This is a genomic window from Vibrio sp. 2-1-2a (genome assembly GCF_032648565.1).
GTDB classification, from domain to species: Bacteria; Pseudomonadota; Gammaproteobacteria; order Enterobacterales; family Vibrionaceae; genus Vibrio; species Vibrio diabolicus.
Genome location: NZ_WBOH01000006.1, coordinates 119,653 through 137,510 on the forward strand (window position 1 = coordinate 119,653; position 17,858 = coordinate 137,510).

The window sequence follows — 17,858 nt, forward strand, 5'->3', positions numbered from 1 at the left end:
GGAGCCTTCTCGCTTAGTTTGTTACCGTCACGTCCGTCTCTGGAACAGCACAACACGCCAATACGGTTCCCATCGCACGTTCCTCATCTGTCAACGCAGGCACGTCCGGATGATGTACTTGACCCGACGTAAGCTGAACCTTACACGCGCCGCATAAGCCAGCACGGCAGCTATTGCTAACAACCTTCCCTGCGTCTTCAAGCTGATCTAACAACGTTTTCTGATTATTCCCTACAACTTTCGTCCCATTAAAATCGATCGCTATGCTCTTCTCTGGTCTTGAAGTGACTGAAGATACGCCAAACGCTTCTTGATGGTAGTTTTCTTCTGGCAGCCCTTTTCTTAGTAGGAGATTTTTCGCTTTCTCCATAAAACCATCAGGACCACACACAAACACTTGGCGCTGTTCAACATCTTTGATTTGCTTAATGTGTGACAAACTTAAACGCCCTTTTAACCCAAACCAATCAACGGCAGGCTGCGTCAAGCAGATTTTCACTTCTAACCCCGGGTGCTTACGCTTTAACTGCTCCAACTCTGAGCGACAAGGAATATCATTTTCGGTACGACATTGATGGTAGAAAACCACGTTCTCCAACTGATTGTGATCCGCTAAGAAACGTACCATCGATAGCATTGGTGTTACTCCACTGCCTGCAGAGAGTAACAATAGAGGCTGCGCTTCATGAGTTTTTAGGTGGAACTGGCCATCAGGTTGTTCTGCCTCTAAAACATCACCGACTTGTAAATTGTCTAAGAGCGAATTAGAGACTCTTCCACCTGCAATACGCTTAACAGAAATAGCATAGCGACCCGGACGAGACGGACTGGATGATAGCGTATAGCGTCGACCTACTTTCTTACCATCAATATTCACTTCTATTGGCAGGTGTTGTCCTGGCAAGTAATTAGGTAAAGAACCTTTGTTTGGTTCTAACCATAAGGTCACGAAGTCTTGGGCGATTTCTTCACGCTCAACACATGTTAACGTCATGCGCACTGGCGAGTTATCCGCGTAAAACTCCGGCTCTTTGTACTCCAATACTTCAACTTTATCGCCTTGACGAATAATGCCTTCATTTCGCGCGACAAGATTCTGGCCAAAGAACACACCACCGACATCGTTTGCACGGAACTGTTGCAAGGTTTTGAGCGGCTCTTTGCTCTCACGGAATGTGCCTCTTTGGGTATTCACCGTAGTCAGGATACAGCGCTCACAAGGTTTGAGAGACTCAAACTCTACCTCACCGATTCGTATGCGCTTCCATGAATCTTCTTCAAACGGCTTGGTATCAGAGACCACTAAGTTAGTACGGAACTGATCCATAGAGTGTTGCTCAGAGCTTCTTCGGTTCAGTTCATCAAGGGAAGCCTGGCTAATCACTAACACCGGATAACCATCGGCAAAGCTAACGTTTTGTCCTAGCTTTTCGCGAACACGATTCGATTGCTCACCACTAAACAACAACTCAACACGTTGACCCAATACACGACTAAACCAATCATCTGCATCATCTGTGGTGGTATATGCAGTAAAGGTGTCTTTCCAAACTGTTGCTGGCGTTTCCTGCATTTTAAAGTCTTGATAACGGATTTTAAGCGGCTCCATCCCCAAACTGCTAAACACAACCCCATCGGATAATAAGGCAGACTTAATGGTTACCATTTGCGGATACTTTCGCGCAGTGATCATCGAGCCATCAGCTTTCGCAATCATAAAGCGACGATCGAAGCTCAATCCTTGCTTCTCAACCCATACTGACGACAGCGATAATCCGCCAACTGACTTAACCGGAAAAACATTAATTTGGGACAAAATGGGTTGCGACATAGCCTTCTTCCTACAGGGTGTTTTTTATTTGTTGCAGTATTGTATACCCAAATCACATTAAGGTGCAGAGTCTATTGCCGCTTCATCCAACTCAATTTTTTCTGAATGCTATTCTTATAAATTTGGTTTGAGCGACAAGTATTTACTACACTCAACATTCGCGTTTTTTAACATCGTTCTGACCAAATACCGTTTGATAAAGTGTGATACGGCACACATAATTCATCTGAGTTATCACTGCCCCCATTTATTGATTTGGAGCTTAATTATGGATACAAGAAAACTGGTTCTGATTTTGTTATGTATCTTTCTTCCGCCTGTCGCGGTGTTTATGGAGAAAGGTCTAAATAAAGACTTTTTGATTAACCTAATATTGACGTGTTTCTTCTTTCTGCCGGGTACGATCCACGCGCTTTGGTTAACAATGAAGTAATCACTTACACTCTCACTCTGTAGAAAAGTGAAAAATGGGATGAAATGTGAGGGCAATTCCTCTATCATCCTGTCGCCTAAGCGCAAGCGTTTGCTCAAAAGCAAATACGGCGCTTGGGCTCCAATCAGACAACTTTTCAATGGTGGGAGCAATTAATGACAACACTGACAATCACTCGTCCTGACGACTGGCACGTTCACTTACGCGATGGGGAAGTTCTTAAAGACACCGTTCGCGACATCAGCCGCTACAATGGCCGTGCGCTGATCATGCCAAATACCGTCCCACCAGTTACTACAACTGAGCTCGCCCTAGCCTACCGTGACCGAATTCTAAAAGAGCAACATGGCGAACAGTTTGAACCTTTGATGGCGCTTTACCTCACAGACAACACCACACCAGATGAAATACGTAAGGCTAAAGCCACCGGAAACATTGTTGCTGCCAAGCTTTATCCTGCAGGCGCTACCACAAACTCAGATTCCGGTGTGACCAATGCGAAGAACATTTACCACGTTCTCGAAGCAATGGAAGAAGTCGGAATGTTACTTCTGGTTCATGGCGAAGTAACACATCACGATGTTGATATCTTCGACCGAGAGAAAGAATTCCTTGATACTGTCCTCGCTCCTATCGTCAATGACTTCCCTAATCTTAAAATCGTTCTAGAACACATCACTACCGCCGACGCAGCAAACTTCGTTAATAACGCCTCAGATAACGTAGCTGCTACCATCACTGCTCACCATCTTCTTTTCAACCGTAACCATATGCTTGTGGGTGGTATTAAACCTCATTTCTACTGTTTGCCAATTCTTAAGCGCAGCACCCACCAGCAAGCGCTGATCGAAGCAGCAACTAGTGGTAGCAAGAAGTTTTTCCTAGGTACAGACTCGGCACCACATGCGAAAGGGGCAAAAGAGTCCGCTTGCGGTTGTGCTGGTTCTTACACTGCACACGCAGCGCTAGAGCTTTATGCAGAAGTATTCGAGAATGAAGGCAAGCTGGAAAACTTGGAAGCGTTTGCAAGCTTCAATGGTCCTGATTTTTACGGCATTGCGCGCAACACAGATACGGTAACGTTAGAAAAATCCGCTTGGGATGTGCCGGAAACGATGCCATTTGGCAATGATATCGTTGTGCCTATTCGAGCAAATGAACAAATTGAGTGGAAAGTGAAGTAACCACTTTACTGACGTTCCATCCATAAAAGAGGGTCATGCCTTTCTGTGAAAAGAAGTCATGACCCTTGTTGTTCTTGTCTTGCTTTGGGCTGTGATTACTAGTGGCCGCGAATTTTTTCTACAGCAGCCCACACAGCAACCACAATCAACCCCGCCACAAAGCCGATAATGCCGTTGAGCAAAATAGGCAGAATCGCTGTAGCAACCGAATGACCACTAAAGTTCATAATAATCGGCTCTACAAAGTGATGAATGGCAGGTACGTTGTGCACTACAATCCCCCCGCCGACTAAAAACATCGCGGCAGTTCCCACAATAGTTAACAACTTCATCAGCTTTGGTGCAAAAGCAACTAAAGCACTGCCGACTTTCGCCATCCAGCCCTTACCTTTTGAGCGAATTTCAAGGTAGAAGCCCAAGTCATCCAATTTCACGATGCCTGCTACTAAGCCATAAACACCAATGGTCATGATGACTGCAATTAAGCTCACCACTAAGATTTGCGTCACAAGGCTCGCCCCAGTCACGGTACCCAACGCAATCACAATGATTTCCGCTGAAAGAATAAAGTCCGTTCGAATCGCACCAGCAACTTTGCGTTTTTCATACTCTTCTATCGACTCGCCAGTATTAACTAACTCTTCTTTTTCTTCGTGCGGATGGGAGTGAGGGAATACTTTCTCAAGCACCTTTTCTGCCCCTTCAAAGCAGAGAAACAAGCCGCCAATTAGCAATAGTGGCATGATAAGCCATGGAATAATCGCGCTAATTAGCAATGCTGAAGGAACTAAAATCAATTTGTTTTTGAACGAGCCTTTCGCAACCGCCCAAACCACTGGAATTTCTCGCTCAGATGCAACACCAGACACTTGTTGAGCGTTTAACGCTAGGTCATCACCCAACACACCTGCGGTTTTCTTTGCCGCCATTTTCGACATTAAGGCGACATCGTCGAGTACCGTGGCAATATCATCCAACAGTGTGAGTAAACTTGCTCCAGCCATTTTTTGTCTCTTATATGAAATTGAGTAAGTAACAAAATGTAACACCAATAAATCACTCATCAAAGTGATGATTTTGCAAAGAATACTATCCCAAATGGTGTTTTATATTGCCGTTAAGATAAGACAGGTCTAGTCTTGTGGTACCTTTCAGCAGTCAAAAGAAAAAGTATAGATGAAAAGTGGATACATTTACCCAATCGGTACCCCTGGCCAACCTTGGAGCGAAGAGGAACGTAAAGCTTGGTTAGCAACGCAAGAAGTAAAACGTAGCTACCAAGATGAAGTCGTCAGTAAAATCGATGCCCTACGCGAGTGTTTTGATGTTGAACAATACGGTGCGCTCTCATACAACGAGGCACGTTTCCCTCTGTTTTGTATCAAAACTCGCAACTGGGATTCAACGAAGCCTGTTGTTTTGGTCACAGGCGGCGTACACGGTTATGAAACCAGCGGTGTACATGGCGCTTTAAAGTTTGTAGAAACAGAAGCAGAGCGCTACGCAGAGCATTTCAATATTGTCGTTGCACCTTGCGTGAGCCCTTGGGGTTACGAGGTGATCAACCGCTGGAATCCAAACGCGATTGATCCAAACCGCTCTTTCTATGAAGACAGCCCTGCCGAAGAGTCCGCTAACCTCATGAAGCTCGTTGCAACTTTAGGCGATGTGTTAATGCACATTGATCTACATGAAACGACAGACTCCGATGAAACAGAGTTCCGTCCTGCGCTTGCCGCTCGTGATGGCATTGAGTACATCGAGGGCATGATCCCAGACGGTTTTTACACAGTTGGAGATAGTGAAAACCCTCAACCCGAGTTTCAAAAAGCGGTGATTGAATCGGTTGCGAAAGTGACTCACATTGCACCTGCAGATGAAAATGGCGAAATCATTGGTTCACCAGTCGTACAGTTTGGCGTTATCAACTACCCAATGGTGAAGCTGGGTCTGTGTGGCGGCGTAACAAATTGCGTTTACGGCACGACAACGGAAGTGTACCCAGACAGCCCAACAGTGACCGACGAAGAGTGCAACGATGCGCAAGTTGCAGCCGTGGTCGGTGGTCTGAATTACGTTCTGGCTCAGTTATAATAAGCGGTTCTTATATTGCTCCGGTGTCATGCCGGAGTATTTCTTGAACATCGCGATAAAAGGGCTGGCTTGGTTATAACCTAACGTTAGCGCGACTTCTTTCACGGTCTGCCCTTTACGCAGCAACTCCATAGAATGCAAATAGCGTACACGTAAACGCCACTCAGTAAAGCTCATGCCCAACTCACTCTGACAGTGTCTCGCCAACGTGCGTTCTGTGGTATGCACTTTTTCCGCCCACTCCGCCAAACTGATCTCATCCGTCGGCGATTCTTCTACTGCTTTTAAGATCGGTTCAAGATACTTGTTATCGGTCGTTGGCAAAAAGTGGTGTTCCACTTCTTGCTTTGCGAGCTGGTCCAATAACACTTGTACCAATCGCTTGTCTTCATCAGTTTGCGCCACGTTAATGTCTCGCTGACGAAAGTCCTCAATAATCGATGACACGATTGGAGTCACTTTGATCAAGCTCGTTTTAGTTGGGAAATGCGCCGTCAATTCAGGGGCAATATTCAAAGAACAATATTCGATTGGCTTACGGTTGTAGCTCGTGTGACGGATTCCGGCGGGAACCCAAATTGCAAGATGCGGAGGCGCTAGAAATCTTGTATCTTCTGCATCCATCTCTAGGATCCCACCGCTGATCAGCTGCACTTGCCCCCAAGGATGGCTATGAATTCGCGTTTCTGTATTAGAGAGAAAGGCTTCAAAATTCATAAATACATCCGATGGTGCGCGGTCGATTGATAATGAGGGATGAAGATTTCTGGCGCTCTTTTTCAAAATTGTCTTCCTATCGCTTACGATGTCTTTTAAGAGATACTTTTTATTATAAAGACCTGCCAGACTAGCGCCATCAATAATTGTGCTATAGGGTTCTCATGATTTATTTACTTCCGTTTTTCACCGTTATGATTTGGGGTGGTAACTCAATTGTGAATAAGATGGCAGCAAGCGCCATTGAACCAAGTGCGATGAGTTTCTATCGTTGGTTTGTCGCAATGGTACTTCTAACTCCATTTTGTCTGCCGGCGATCATCAAACAACGACACATTATTCGACCTTACTTAACTAAGCTGGCATTTCTTGCGTTACTTGGCATGGTGCTCAACCAATCACTTGGCTACTACGCTGGTTTAACGACAACGGCTTCCAACATGGCACTGATTACCTCTTTGGTTCCTTTGATCAGTGTGTTTTTAAGTGTTCCATTGCTAGGTAAATCTATATCAATGTTAAGTATCGTCGGTGGTGTGATTTCGCTCGGCGGCTTGGCGTTTATGCTTGGTCATGGTGATATCACCTACTTTTTACATCAAGATATGACCCAAGGTGATAGCCTTATGCTGATTGCAGCCATGGTATACGCGGCTTATTGCGTGCTGCTAAAACGCTGGAAGATGCCTTTCAGTAGTTTGACTCTGGTTTACATGCAAGGCTTCTTCTCGGTTGTGATGCTTACACCACTTTGGCTCTCTAGTGAGCAACTGTTACCAAGCCAAGACGCGCTACCATTAATCGCCTATGCTGGCATTGCGGCTTCCATTTTTGCGCCGTTAATGTGGGTGAAAGCGATTGATTCAATTGGCGCTGATTCAAGTGCTATGTTCATGAACTTAATGCCCGTGGTTTCTGTCGTACTTGCTTCCACGTTGATTGGTGAGAAAATTTACGCTTACCACATTATTGGCGGGCTGTTAGTCATCTCTGGCGTTATCCTGTCGCAAATAAAAATACAACACAGAAAGCCATTGCCCAATTCAGAGATTGCCTCCACTGCCAATTAATCCCAGTTCCCCAAGCCACAGAACTACGCTGTGGCTTGTCACTTCCAGCGTTCGAATAAAAGTTAATATTTTGTTTCATTCGCTATTCCCGAAAATTCATCTTGCTGCTAAATTGGGAAAACAATAACTCACCAAGGAAAGACAGATGAGCAGTGGTCAAAGAGACATTACCCTTCGCTTTTTAGCAGAACCCAGTGACGTCAATTTCGGCGGAAAAGTGCACGGCGGTGCCGTAATGAAATGGATCGACTTAGCAGCCTACGCCTGCTCTGCAGCGTGGAGTGGCAAATATTGCATTACTGCATACGCAGGTGGTATTCGTTTTGTTGCGCCGATTCATGTCGGCAACTTAGTCGAAGTTAGCGCGAAAGTCATTTATACCGGACGAAGCTCAATGCACATCGCGATTGACGTGCAAGCCAGTGACCCAAAACAAATGAAAAACAGACTCACCACCCACTGTATCGTTATTATGGTTGCTGTAGATGAGAACGGAAAACCAACCGACGTGCCGAAATGGGTTCCAGAGTCTGATGAAGATAAAGCCTTGGAACAATCCGCTATCCGCCTTATGAACATGCGCAAAGAAATCGGGGAAGAGATGGAAGCGCACGTAAAGTATCTCAAGTAACCTACATCCGTTAAGAACGCTATTGACTACCTCAACGTTACTTATAACCAGAGTGTGGAGCAACATCATGGTTTTGCCATTTGCTTCACACTCGGCCTCCTCTGTCATAAATCCTTCACCTAGCTTTGCTTAAATCCTTCCACTATTTTGGAGTTGGATAGAGTTTGGATCTTGAGACTAAAAGAAACGACCTTAAGTGAAGAGACGTTGACCAATTTAAAAGCGGTCGAGTACCAGTGGGTAAGAACCATGTACGTCGAGGGGTATAACGAAACAGAAATTAACCATTACATTCAAACCTGCTTTGGCGGTGATGTCACCTTTGCAAATTTATTTCGTCGCGTCGCACTACAGCAAGAAAGCTTATACACGCTGCTTCAATACGTTGGATGTGCCCCCTCCAGTCGAGAGTTTTAATCCTTACCTACCTCAATTTTACTGATACCTGAACTCAGGTTATTTATGTGAAGTGCTACGCAGGGCATTCTCCTAGCCCTGTGTAATCCATTGCAAAGCCGCTAATCTTTACCTGCTTATTGAACAACTGTATTTAACAGGTATAAAAAAACCTGAGTCAAAACTCAGGTTATGGTTACAAAAACTGTTAGTGATTGAATCGTAAGGAACTAAGCTAACAGCCAGCTATGCGTAACGCCAATAAAAGCCAAGATATTACTGATCGGCGGCCAAACCAAAATTGTAATATCCGTGCTACGTATAAGGGCGACCATGTGGTCGCCCTTTTCTAGTTATTCTTATCAATCTCAGACCACAAGAGATTATCCTTTCACACCACCAGCGGTTAGACCACCAACCAACCAGCGTTGAGCAAGTAAGAATACGGCAGTGATTGGCACTGCTGAAAGTACAGCAGCTGCAGCAAAGTCACCCCACAAGTAGTTTTGTGGATATAGGTATTGCTGCATACCCACTGCAAGTGTGTACGAGTCTACATCAGAAAGTAGTAGTGATGCTACAGGAACTTCACCAATTACCATGATGAACGACAAGATGAATACTACCGCTAGGATTGGCACAGACAATGGAAGCAATACCAAACGGAATGCTTGCCATGGTGTCGCACCATCCAGTGCCGCCGCTTCTTCTAACGAAGAGTCAATACTTTCGAAGTAGCCTTTAATCGTCCAAACGTGCAGGGCGATACCCCCTAAGTAAGCGAATATCAGACCGCCGTGCGTGTTCAGGCCAAGGAATGGAATGTACTGACCCAATTTGTCGAACAACGCGTATAGAGCAACTAATGCCAATACCGCTGGGAACATTTGGAAGATCATCATCGCTTTTAGGATGGTGTTCTTACCTTTGAACTTCATACGAGCAAACGCATAAGCTGATGTGGTTGATAGCGCCACGATTAGGATTGCAGAAATACCACCCACTTTTACTGAGTTCCACAGCCATGTCATGACTGGGAATGGTGGCGGTGTAACTGTACCGTCTGGGTTAGTCACCGAGAAACCTAATGCCAATTTCCAGTGATCAAGCGTTGGGTTGTCTGGGATCAGACTACCCGTTGCAAAGTTACCTTCACGGAATGAAATCGCGATGATCATCAGTAAAGGGAAAATAATCAGTGCCAAGAATGCCCACATCGCAATATGAGTAGCCCAAACACGATACTTTAATGACTTACCTTGTACCATTGCCATTGTAATCTCTCCTTAGTCCTGAGCTACTTTAGTTACGCGTAGGTTGATAAGTGCCAATGCGCCAACCAATAGGAAGATAAGTGTTGCTACTGCACTTGCTAGACCGAAGTCTTGACCGCCCGCACCTTCGAATGCGATTCGGTAGGTGTAACTTACCAATAGGTCTGTGTAACCCGCAGGTTCTGACGTACCAATCATGTTTGGACCACCGCCTGTCAACAACTGGATAAGCACGAAGTTGTTGAAGTTGAAGGCAAAGCTCGCAATCAACAGTGGTGTTAACGGCTTCAACATCATTGGTAGCGTGATACGAGTAAAGTTAGTAATAAAGTTCGCACCATCAATTGCTGACGCTTCATATAAATCATCAGGAATCGCTTTTAGTAGACCCATACATAGAATCATCATGTAAGGGAAACCAAGCCACGTGTTCACAATCAGGATCATGGTTTTCGCCATGAACGGGTCTGAGAACCAAGCAGGGCTAATACCGAACAAACCTTCCAGAAGCATGTTGATCTCACCAAAGCTTTGGTTAAACAAACCTTTAAAGATCAAGATAGAAATAAACGCCGGTACCGCATAAGGCAGAATCAGTAAGAGTCGGTAAACCGAGCGGCCTTTTAATGCTTCCCACTGAACAACACTTGCTAGAACAAGACCAATTACAAGCGTAAATAGTACGGTGAGTGCTGAGAACACAATCGTCCAGATAAAGATACTGATAAACGGCTCTTTGATGCCATCATCTTTCCACACACGCTCAAAGTTGTGTGTGCCAATGTTCACCACAAAGCCAGGAGACACTGTGCTACCAACAAACTGACCGTTTTCATCGACAGGTTGGTAGTAACCTACTTCCATATTTGGACGTAACGTCTCTTCAGTACGATTGTTGTAAAGCGTTTCGCCGTCTTCTTGCAGCGTGTACAAAGGCACAACTGCCGCAAACTTACGTAACCCGCTCATGCGGATGTCTTCACCGCTCGGCAGATGCAAATCAACACTGCTCAACGTATTACGGCTCTTAACAATCGTCTTGATTGATTCTTTCTCGCCCGTAGCTTCTTCAATTGGCGACAGGTCAAGATCCGATGCTGAAAGGCTATCTAGTTGAAAAGTGGGCGTAGCAAGTAGCTCCCCATCTTTTTCAACCACAAGCTGATGTCCTTGATCCGTTTTATATAAAGTGAACGGGTAGCTATCACCACTTTGATAAGTTCTGTCCAAAAGTACGCTCTGCGCACGATCAAAAGAGAGTTGGTTTTTCGCGCTGTAGTTGGTAAACGCCAAACCTATGGTGTACGCCAGAGGGAAAAGAATGAAAAGGATCATCCCTGCGATACCAGGGTAGATGTAACGGTGTGCGTACGTCTTTTTACTACCAAAGATGAACAACGCTAAAGCGGTAAGAATGATCGTAAGTAGTGCAAACGCAATCTCACCGCGTGAATACATAAGGATTGTTGCGTAGCCATTGATAATGCCGACTGTGCCTAAAAGTGACCATTTCATGAACACTTTTTTGCTGCTCGGAAGGCTGGCTTCTGGTGCTGTCATAGCATTTGTACCTTGAACTGACTGCATAGGGAACCTGCTAGCGAATATAGAATAAATATAGAAAAGTAAGGAGGAGTTGCCCCCTCCTTAAAAAGGTCTTACTTAATTATTTAGTCATTTGTTTTTCTGCGTCTGCCAATGCTGCATCGACAGTTTGACGACCATCAACTACGTTGATGATTGCGTTCTTAGCCGCGCCCCAGAATGCGTTCATTTGAGGAATGTTTGGCATAATTTCGCCGTTCATCGCGTTGTCCATTGTCGCAGCAATACGAGTATCTGAATCTAGTTCACGTTGGAACGAGTTAAGCGCTACCGCACCTAGAGGCTTATCGTTGTTAACCATACGTAGGCCGTCGTTTGTTAGTAGGTAGTTCTCAATGAACTCAACCGCTAGGTCTTTGTTTGGAGACGCAGTGCTGATACCAGCCGTTAGAACACCAACGAATGGCTTAGAAGATTGACCTTGGAACTTAGGTAGCGTAGTCACGCCGTAGTTAACGCCAGACTTCTCGATGTTGCCCCAAGACCATGGACCGTTGATCGTCATCGCTGTCTTGCCTTGGTTGAATGCAGACTCAGATACTGAGTAGTCCATATCTGCAGAAATTACGCCTTTGTCTACCAAGCCTTTTACGAAGCTCATTGCGTCTTTAACGCCTTCTTTCGCGATACCAGCGTCTTTAACATCGTAACCTTCAGAAGTGTATTTGAACGCGTAGCCGCCATCAGCAGCCATTAGTGGCCAAGTGAAGTACGGTTCTTTTAGGTTCCACATGATTGCAGACTTGCCGTCTTTTTTAAGTTTTGCATCTAGCGCTGCAACTTCTTCCCAAGACTTCGGTGGGTTTGGAACTAGGTCTTTGTTGTAGATTAGAGATAGAGACTCAACCGCAACTGGGTAGCCGATCAATTTGCCGTCGTAACGTACTGCATCCCAAGCGAAATCAACAATACCTTCTTGAATGTTCTTAGAAGGTTTAATTTCTGCTAGCAGGCCAGCTTCTGCGTAACCACCGAAACGGTCGTGAGCCCAGAATACGATGTCAGGACCGTCACCAGTCGCTGCAGTTTGAGGGAATTTGTCTTGAAGGCCATCTGGGTGAGCCACTGTCACTTTAATGCCAGTGTCTTCTTCGAATTTTTTACCAACTTCAGCAAGGCCGTTGTAACCTTTGTCGCCGTTGATCCAGATAGTAAGTTGTCCTTCTTCGATGGCAGCATTAGCACCAAAAGAACCCAAAGCAACAAGAGTACCTAGTGCTACAGCGCTTAACTTTTTCATGTTCGTATCCTTTTTATATTTTTGATGTAGGGCTAGTCCATTGAGGTTCAGCCGTATTTCGACATATATCATCTGAAATAATCCAATATGTCTCATCCTCCTAATCCCTACGCCCTTACAATTATGACGTATTTTCGTGATCTAAATCGCCAAGGGTAAGAGACTCAAATCACAAAACGGATACTTCCTGTGATCGGTTTCAACTTTAGGTGGTGCAATAATGTGATTTCCGACCAACTGCTTTATTCCTCCTCCTTTTTTACTCCTCCCTACCTACTCCCCCTACAATTATTTCTATTAGGAGGATGTCGCACCTCGCACAATCTTACAAACTTCAGTCATCCAAGAGTGGATGGTAAGAACCCTTTCCCAGCAGTGCCTACGTATTAGGAAAAAGATTTGCTGGTTTTGCATTGCCAGACGAGTGGAATGTCATTATTGGTGTTGTTTGTGGTAATTATTTCACGGGGGAGACAACACGAATAATGTGGGGGAGAGAAACTCGTACTTGGCTATGATGGGTAGCACTTCTATTCAGGACATTTTATTGAAGTGCTACCCTACTTTTCTTACCAACCGCAATAACTTACCGATTCCTACTGTTACTGCTCGCTAGATAATTCATATAATGATGAGCGGTGAATAATAAAAAATTGATCGAGGACGAGCTACATGGCGAGTGTCACGTTAAAAAATGTTTGTAAAGCGTATGGCGACGTACTGATTTCTAAGAACGTAGACCTAACAATCAACGAAGGTGAATTTGTTGTTTTCGTAGGTCCATCAGGTTGTGGTAAATCTACCCTTTTACGTTGTATTGCCGGTCTTGAAGACATTACTTCAGGTGATTTGTATATTGGTGACCAGCGCATGAATGACGTCGAACCATCCAAACGTGGTGTTGGTATGGTATTCCAGTCTTACGCTCTTTACCCACACCTTAACTTATATGACAACATGTCATTTGGCTTAAAATTAGCAAAAGCAGACAAAGCAGAAATCGACAAACGTGTTGAACAGGCTGCAGAAATTCTACAACTGGGTCACTTACTTGAACGCCAACCAAAAGCGCTTTCAGGTGGTCAGCGTCAACGTGTGGCTATCGGTCGAACACTGGTATCGCAACCTAATGTATTCCTTCTGGATGAACCACTATCAAACTTGGATGCCGCACTGCGTGTAAACATGCGTGCGCAAATCACTAAGCTACAACGTCAACTTGGTTGTACCATGATCTACGTAACGCACGATCAGGTAGAAGCAATGACAATGGCAGATAAAATCGTTGTACTAGACGGCGGTTATGTATCGCAAGTTGGTAAGCCGCTTGAGCTTTACCATTACCCACAAAACCGCTTTGTAGCAGGCTTTATCGGCTCTCCGAAAATGAACTTCATGAGCGTATTCATTGATGAAGTAGAAGCAGAGCGCGTCAAAGTTCAACTATCTAATGGCGTATCTTTCTGGATTCCAGTGGATGGCACAACTGTTAACCGTGGCGACCGCATGTCTTTAGGCATTCGCCCTGAGCACCTATTATCCGCTTCTGAAGCTGATGCAAGCATTCACGGTGAAGTGATGATTGTAGAGAAGCTAGGTAACGAAACTCAAGTATACCTAAACCTAGAAGGCGCAGACGCCGACGTTATTTTCCGTCAGCCTGACACGCTCGCAGTCGATACCGGCGATAAAATCGAGATTGGTATTCCAGCACACCGTTGTCACCTGTTCCACAGTGATGGTCGTGCATGCCGCCGCCTATACAAAGAAAACGGCGTAGAAGTCGAATAATTCATTCGTCCTTACTCACAAAAAATCCCTCTCACTTGAGAGGGATTTTTTTTATCCTAATAAATATAAGTAATTCGATACTAAATCATTAATCGTTAACCAATAAGATCACCCGTTTCTTCTACCTTCACATAAACCATTGTCTTTGTACTGATACTTCATTTTTAATACTTTTCCTCATCCCTCATGAGTAAGTACCAGCTTTTTCCTAACCCGCCAAACTTAGCCAAAGGTCTAAATTTCATTCTTATTTCCACTTACCTCAACAACGCAAATTTTTACACTTATCAACGAAATTACACGTGACAAAAAACTCAGAAGCATTCAACAGAATGCTCTGTTCACCAACTACTAATAACGCTCACGACACGGCAATTGGGGGAGACACCCAAGGGCGGTAGCGTGTAAGAAAGGAAACTGAGTCATGAAACAAAAAGGACTTATCCGCTCTCACGAGATGGAGTTCGCTTTTTTATATCGCATCTCAGATCTTGCTGTCATCGTCTCTTTTATGCTGCTTTTAGTGTTCAAAGACATGAATACTGCGATGGGGAAAGATTACGTCATACTGGCTTTTGTTGGAGGCATCTCCTTTCTATTTATGGCAGAAAGCGGCAACCTGTACCGCTCTTGGCGAACCAGTTCGTTTAAAGAGCAGATGATTATTGTCTGTGTGGCCTGGGCAGTAACTTCCGCGCTTATCTTTATTGTTCTGTATTTTTCGGAAGTCTATGACTTATTTGATAACACTATTCTGGCATTGTGGTTTGCGATTACGCCCGCTCTACTTTTGGCATGGCGAGTGACATTCCGTACCGGATTAGCCTATTTAAGAAAAAAAGGATTCAACACTCGTACTGCGATCATCATCGGCCAAACTCCTCACGGCATTACCCTTGCTAACGAAATTCAAAACCACACTGAACACGGTGTACTTTTTGATGGCTTTTACGATGAGCGTTCTTCCGACAGATTGCCAAATTCTGCTTACCCTATTAAAGGGGCAGTTGACCACGCTCTTGAGCGAGCCAAGAAAGGGGAAGTGGATTACGTCTATATCGCAATGCCAATGCACGCAAAAGAACGTATTGCATCGCTTCTTAACCAATTCTCAGACACCACCGCAAATACGTATCTGATTCCCGACTTCTTTACCTATAACCTTTTGCATTCTCGTTGGGCGCAAATCGGCCAAGTTCAAACGCTCAGCGTATTTGATACGCCATTTGCTGGAATTTCTTCCTGGGTAAAACGGCTTGAAGACATTTTGTTTTCGAGCATTATTTTAGCCTTGATCTCTCCAGTCCTGCTCGCCATTGCGATTGGCATTAAGCTGACCTCTAAAGGTCCGGTCATTTTTAAACAGCATCGTTACGGCCTCGATGGACGCAAGATTGAAGTCTGGAAATTCCGTTCAATGACCACTATGGATCAAGGCCCTCACGTGAAACAGGCGACAAAGAACGACCCACGCATTACGCCTTTTGGTGGTTTTCTGCGTCGCACCTCTTTGGACGAACTGCCTCAATTTATCAATGTACTGCAAGGGACCATGTCTATTGTTGGTCCACGCCCTCACGCCGTGGCGCACAATGAAGAGTATCGCCAGATTGTTGACCGCTACATGCTACGTCACAAAGTAAAACCGGGCATTACTGGCTGGGCGCAAATTAATGGCTATCGCGGCGAAACAGACACCTTAGAAAAAATGGAAAAGAGAGTCGAGTTTGATTTGGATTACATCCACCACTGGTCGGTTTGGATGGACATCAAAATCATCTTCATGACCGTTTTCAAAGGGTTCACTGGTGCTAACGTTTACTAAGGTTGAGATTATGAAGAAACTGACAATGGCAATAGCATTGAGTCTGTTTTCAACTGGCTTACTCGCAGAACCGATGGCTTACCAAACCGAGTCTGGCATTGAGTTTATTCCCCTCGTAAGAACTTTCTACGAGGGCGATGACAACATCAACAAAGCGGAGGAATCCGGCAATGTAGAATCGGTCAATATTTGGGGTATAGAGCCAAGCTTATTAGCACGTATAGAAAGGAATCGCTATCGCGCAGATATTTTATACAAGTTGAAAGCAGGTTTTTCATCCGATGACCGCAACGACTTCGACGATCATACCTTTCAGTTTTCCAACTTCTTTGAGTTCAATCATCGTCATCGTTTAGTGGTTGATTATCGTTTTCGCGCCCAGCATGAAATTAGAGGGGAAGACATTACCGAAGGTAATGGTAGCGCAATAGACTCACCAATTGAGTTCAACCGTAACGATATCAAAACCAATTATGTCTTTGGCTCTAACGGTGCAAAAGGCAGACTCGAATTCGGTTTAGGCTACAGTGATAAAACCTATCAAAACTACCGTGACGGCTTGCCTGGGCGCACAAATGCTAAAACAAAATACAACGATTTTCGAGCCCCCAATGCACACTTGGAATTCTATTTAAGGGCGACGCCAAGAACCTATTGGTTGGTTGGGACAAAACAACTAGTAACCGACTATCAACACAGAAATTCTGCTCTTCCTTCCAAAGATAACGTCACCAGTTTCTATTACACCGGTGCCGAATGGGAAGTCACAGGAAAAACCAAAGGCATCGCTCGACTCGGTTATCAAATCAAAGATTTTGACAGCGCTCAACGAGAGACATTTAAAGGCTTCAGTTGGGATATCGGCTTTGAATGGCTGCCTCAAGAACAAACTCTAGTCAGCGTGAAAACCACTCAAGCGGCAGTTAACCCAGATCAAGATGGCGATTACAACCTACAAACTCGTTATCGACTGAACCTCAAGCACGATTGGAATAGTTACCTTGCAACTCGCTTAGGTGCTATTTATCAACAAGATGACTATACGGGGATCACCAGAAACGACGATCGCTACACCCTATCTTTTGGTATCGATTATCAAATTAAACGCTGGGTACAGCTGCAAGCCGACTGGCAATACCAAGATAAAACCTCTAACCGACTAGGTTATAGCTTCGAACAGAACATTTGGACTTTAAGCGCACAGTTTTCTCTGTAACAAGGATTATTAATGAAGGCATTCATCACATTCATGAGTGTAGCGTTGTTGCTATTTAGCACTTTGGTCAACGCTGACTCAAACGAGGAAGATTACTTACTCGACACGGGCGATACCATTTCCGTGCAGGTCTACGGTGAAGAAGATCTTACGATTAAAAATATTCTAATAACGTCAGATGGCTATTTTGATTACCCCTACCTTGGCCGAATCAAAGCAATCAAAAAAACACCGAAACAACTCAAGTACGAAATAGAAACGGGTTTAAAAGGCGATTATCTCATCAACCCAAAAGTGATGGTCACTATCAATAACTTTCGTCTGTTTTATGTCAATGGCGAAGTCAGGAAACCAGGTGGATTTGAATATCGACCAGGATTAACTATCGAAAAGGCCATCGCTTTAGCTGGTGGCTTGACCGACCGAGCCTCACGCAAAGGCATTAACCTCACCAAACATAAAACGGGTCAAACGATGGAAGGGGTCAGTATGCACCGCAACGTGGAACCTGGTGACATTGTATTTATTGACCAGAGCTTCTTTTAAGTGAC

Annotated in this window: 16 protein-coding genes; 10 read left to right on the forward strand and 6 right to left on the reverse strand. The window is 44.7% G+C overall.

Annotated features, from left to right (window positions below; translation table 11 throughout):
- Positions 1-13 precede the first annotated feature (13 nt).
- On the reverse strand, positions 14-1,831 hold the full coding sequence (locus F7Y48_RS16940; protein WP_316685101.1) for a hybrid-cluster NAD(P)-dependent oxidoreductase: 1,818 nt from the start codon (positions 1,829-1,831) through the stop codon (positions 14-16).
- Positions 1,832-2,099: 268 nt separating this feature from the next.
- Here F7Y48_RS16940 and F7Y48_RS16945 point away from each other — a divergent pair, with 268 nt between their 5' ends.
- Both F7Y48_RS16945 and pyrC read left to right on the forward strand, forming a co-directional pair.
- Entirely contained in the window at positions 2,100-2,264 is a 165-nt protein-coding gene (locus F7Y48_RS16945) for a YqaE/Pmp3 family membrane protein (RefSeq protein ID WP_005375297.1), read from the forward strand.
- Positions 2,265-2,419: 155 nt separating this feature from the next.
- The gene (gene pyrC, locus F7Y48_RS16950; RefSeq protein ID WP_046873770.1) at positions 2,420-3,448 is read left to right on the forward strand and encodes a dihydroorotase; all 1,029 of its coding nucleotides are present in this window, start codon (positions 2,420-2,422) and stop codon (positions 3,446-3,448) included.
- A gap of 98 nt (positions 3,449-3,546) precedes the next feature.
- Here the strand turns inward: pyrC and F7Y48_RS16955 are convergent, their stop codons facing one another.
- The gene (locus F7Y48_RS16955; protein ID WP_005392495.1) at positions 3,547-4,452 is read right to left on the reverse strand and encodes a DUF808 domain-containing protein; all 906 of its coding nucleotides are present in this window, start codon (positions 4,450-4,452) and stop codon (positions 3,547-3,549) included.
- Positions 4,453-4,624: 172 nt separating this feature from the next.
- On the opposite strand from F7Y48_RS16955, the gene F7Y48_RS16960 reads away from it, so the two are divergent.
- Complete coding sequence (locus tag F7Y48_RS16960) at positions 4,625-5,542, forward strand: M14 family metallocarboxypeptidase (protein WP_316685102.1); 918 nt, start codon at positions 4,625-4,627, stop codon at positions 5,540-5,542.
- Here the strand turns inward: F7Y48_RS16960 and F7Y48_RS16965 are convergent.
- Positions 5,537-6,325: an AraC family transcriptional regulator gene (locus tag F7Y48_RS16965; protein WP_005375282.1), complete on the reverse strand. Its 789-nt coding sequence runs from the start codon at positions 6,323-6,325 to the stop codon at positions 5,537-5,539. The genes F7Y48_RS16960 and F7Y48_RS16965 overlap by 6 nt on opposite strands.
- Positions 6,326-6,423: 98 nt before the next feature.
- On the opposite strand from F7Y48_RS16965, the gene F7Y48_RS16970 reads away from it, so the two are divergent.
- The 3 genes from F7Y48_RS16970 to F7Y48_RS16980 all read left to right on the forward strand — a co-directional run bounded on the left by F7Y48_RS16970 (position 6,424) and on the right by F7Y48_RS16980 (position 8,377).
- Complete coding sequence (locus F7Y48_RS16970) at positions 6,424-7,329, forward strand: DMT family transporter (RefSeq protein ID WP_316685103.1); 906 nt, start codon at positions 6,424-6,426, stop codon at positions 7,327-7,329.
- A 145-nt stretch (positions 7,330-7,474) separates the two neighbouring features.
- On the forward strand, positions 7,475-7,960 hold the full coding sequence (locus tag F7Y48_RS16975; protein ID WP_005392490.1) for an acyl-CoA thioesterase: 486 nt from the start codon (positions 7,475-7,477) through the stop codon (positions 7,958-7,960).
- A 171-nt stretch (positions 7,961-8,131) separates the two neighbouring features.
- Positions 8,132-8,377 carry a hypothetical protein gene (locus F7Y48_RS16980; protein ID WP_005375277.1) on the forward strand — a complete coding sequence of 82 codons (246 nt, stop codon included), beginning with the start codon at positions 8,132-8,134 and terminating at the stop codon, positions 8,375-8,377.
- A gap of 362 nt (positions 8,378-8,739) precedes the next feature.
- On the opposite strand, the gene malG is transcribed toward F7Y48_RS16980, so the two are convergent.
- The 3 genes from malG to malE all read right to left on the reverse strand — a co-directional run bounded on the left by malG (position 8,740) and on the right by malE (position 12,475).
- Positions 8,740-9,630 (reverse strand): maltose ABC transporter permease MalG, encoded by an 891-nt coding sequence (gene malG / locus F7Y48_RS16985; protein WP_005375275.1) that lies wholly within the window; start codon positions 9,628-9,630, stop codon positions 8,740-8,742.
- 12 nt (positions 9,631-9,642) lie between these two features.
- A complete protein-coding gene (gene malF / locus F7Y48_RS16990) occupies positions 9,643-11,217 on the reverse strand; it encodes a maltose ABC transporter permease MalF (RefSeq protein ID WP_031780258.1) in 1,575 nt (524 codons plus the stop codon).
- 79 nt (positions 11,218-11,296) lie between these two features.
- Positions 11,297-12,475: a maltose/maltodextrin ABC transporter substrate-binding protein MalE gene (malE, locus tag F7Y48_RS16995; protein WP_005375272.1), complete on the reverse strand. Its 1,179-nt coding sequence runs from the start codon at positions 12,473-12,475 to the stop codon at positions 11,297-11,299.
- A gap of 672 nt (positions 12,476-13,147) precedes the next feature.
- Between malE and malK the strand changes: the two genes are divergently transcribed.
- The 4 genes from malK to F7Y48_RS17015 all read left to right on the forward strand — a co-directional run bounded on the left by malK (position 13,148) and on the right by F7Y48_RS17015 (position 17,853).
- Positions 13,148-14,266 (forward strand): maltose/maltodextrin ABC transporter ATP-binding protein MalK, encoded by a 1,119-nt coding sequence (gene malK / locus F7Y48_RS17000; protein WP_005375271.1) that lies wholly within the window; start codon positions 13,148-13,150, stop codon positions 14,264-14,266.
- Between the two features lie 424 nt (positions 14,267-14,690).
- Positions 14,691-16,091 (forward strand): undecaprenyl-phosphate glucose phosphotransferase, encoded by a 1,401-nt coding sequence (locus F7Y48_RS17005; RefSeq protein WP_316685104.1) that lies wholly within the window; start codon positions 14,691-14,693, stop codon positions 16,089-16,091.
- A gap of 10 nt (positions 16,092-16,101) precedes the next feature.
- The gene (locus F7Y48_RS17010) at positions 16,102-17,307 is read left to right on the forward strand and encodes an outer membrane beta-barrel protein (protein WP_316685105.1); all 1,206 of its coding nucleotides are present in this window, start codon (positions 16,102-16,104) and stop codon (positions 17,305-17,307) included.
- Positions 17,308-17,319: 12 nt separating this feature from the next.
- Positions 17,320-17,853: a polysaccharide biosynthesis/export family protein gene (locus F7Y48_RS17015; protein ID WP_145472145.1), complete on the forward strand. Its 534-nt coding sequence runs from the start codon at positions 17,320-17,322 to the stop codon at positions 17,851-17,853.
- Positions 17,854-17,858 lie beyond the last annotated feature (5 nt).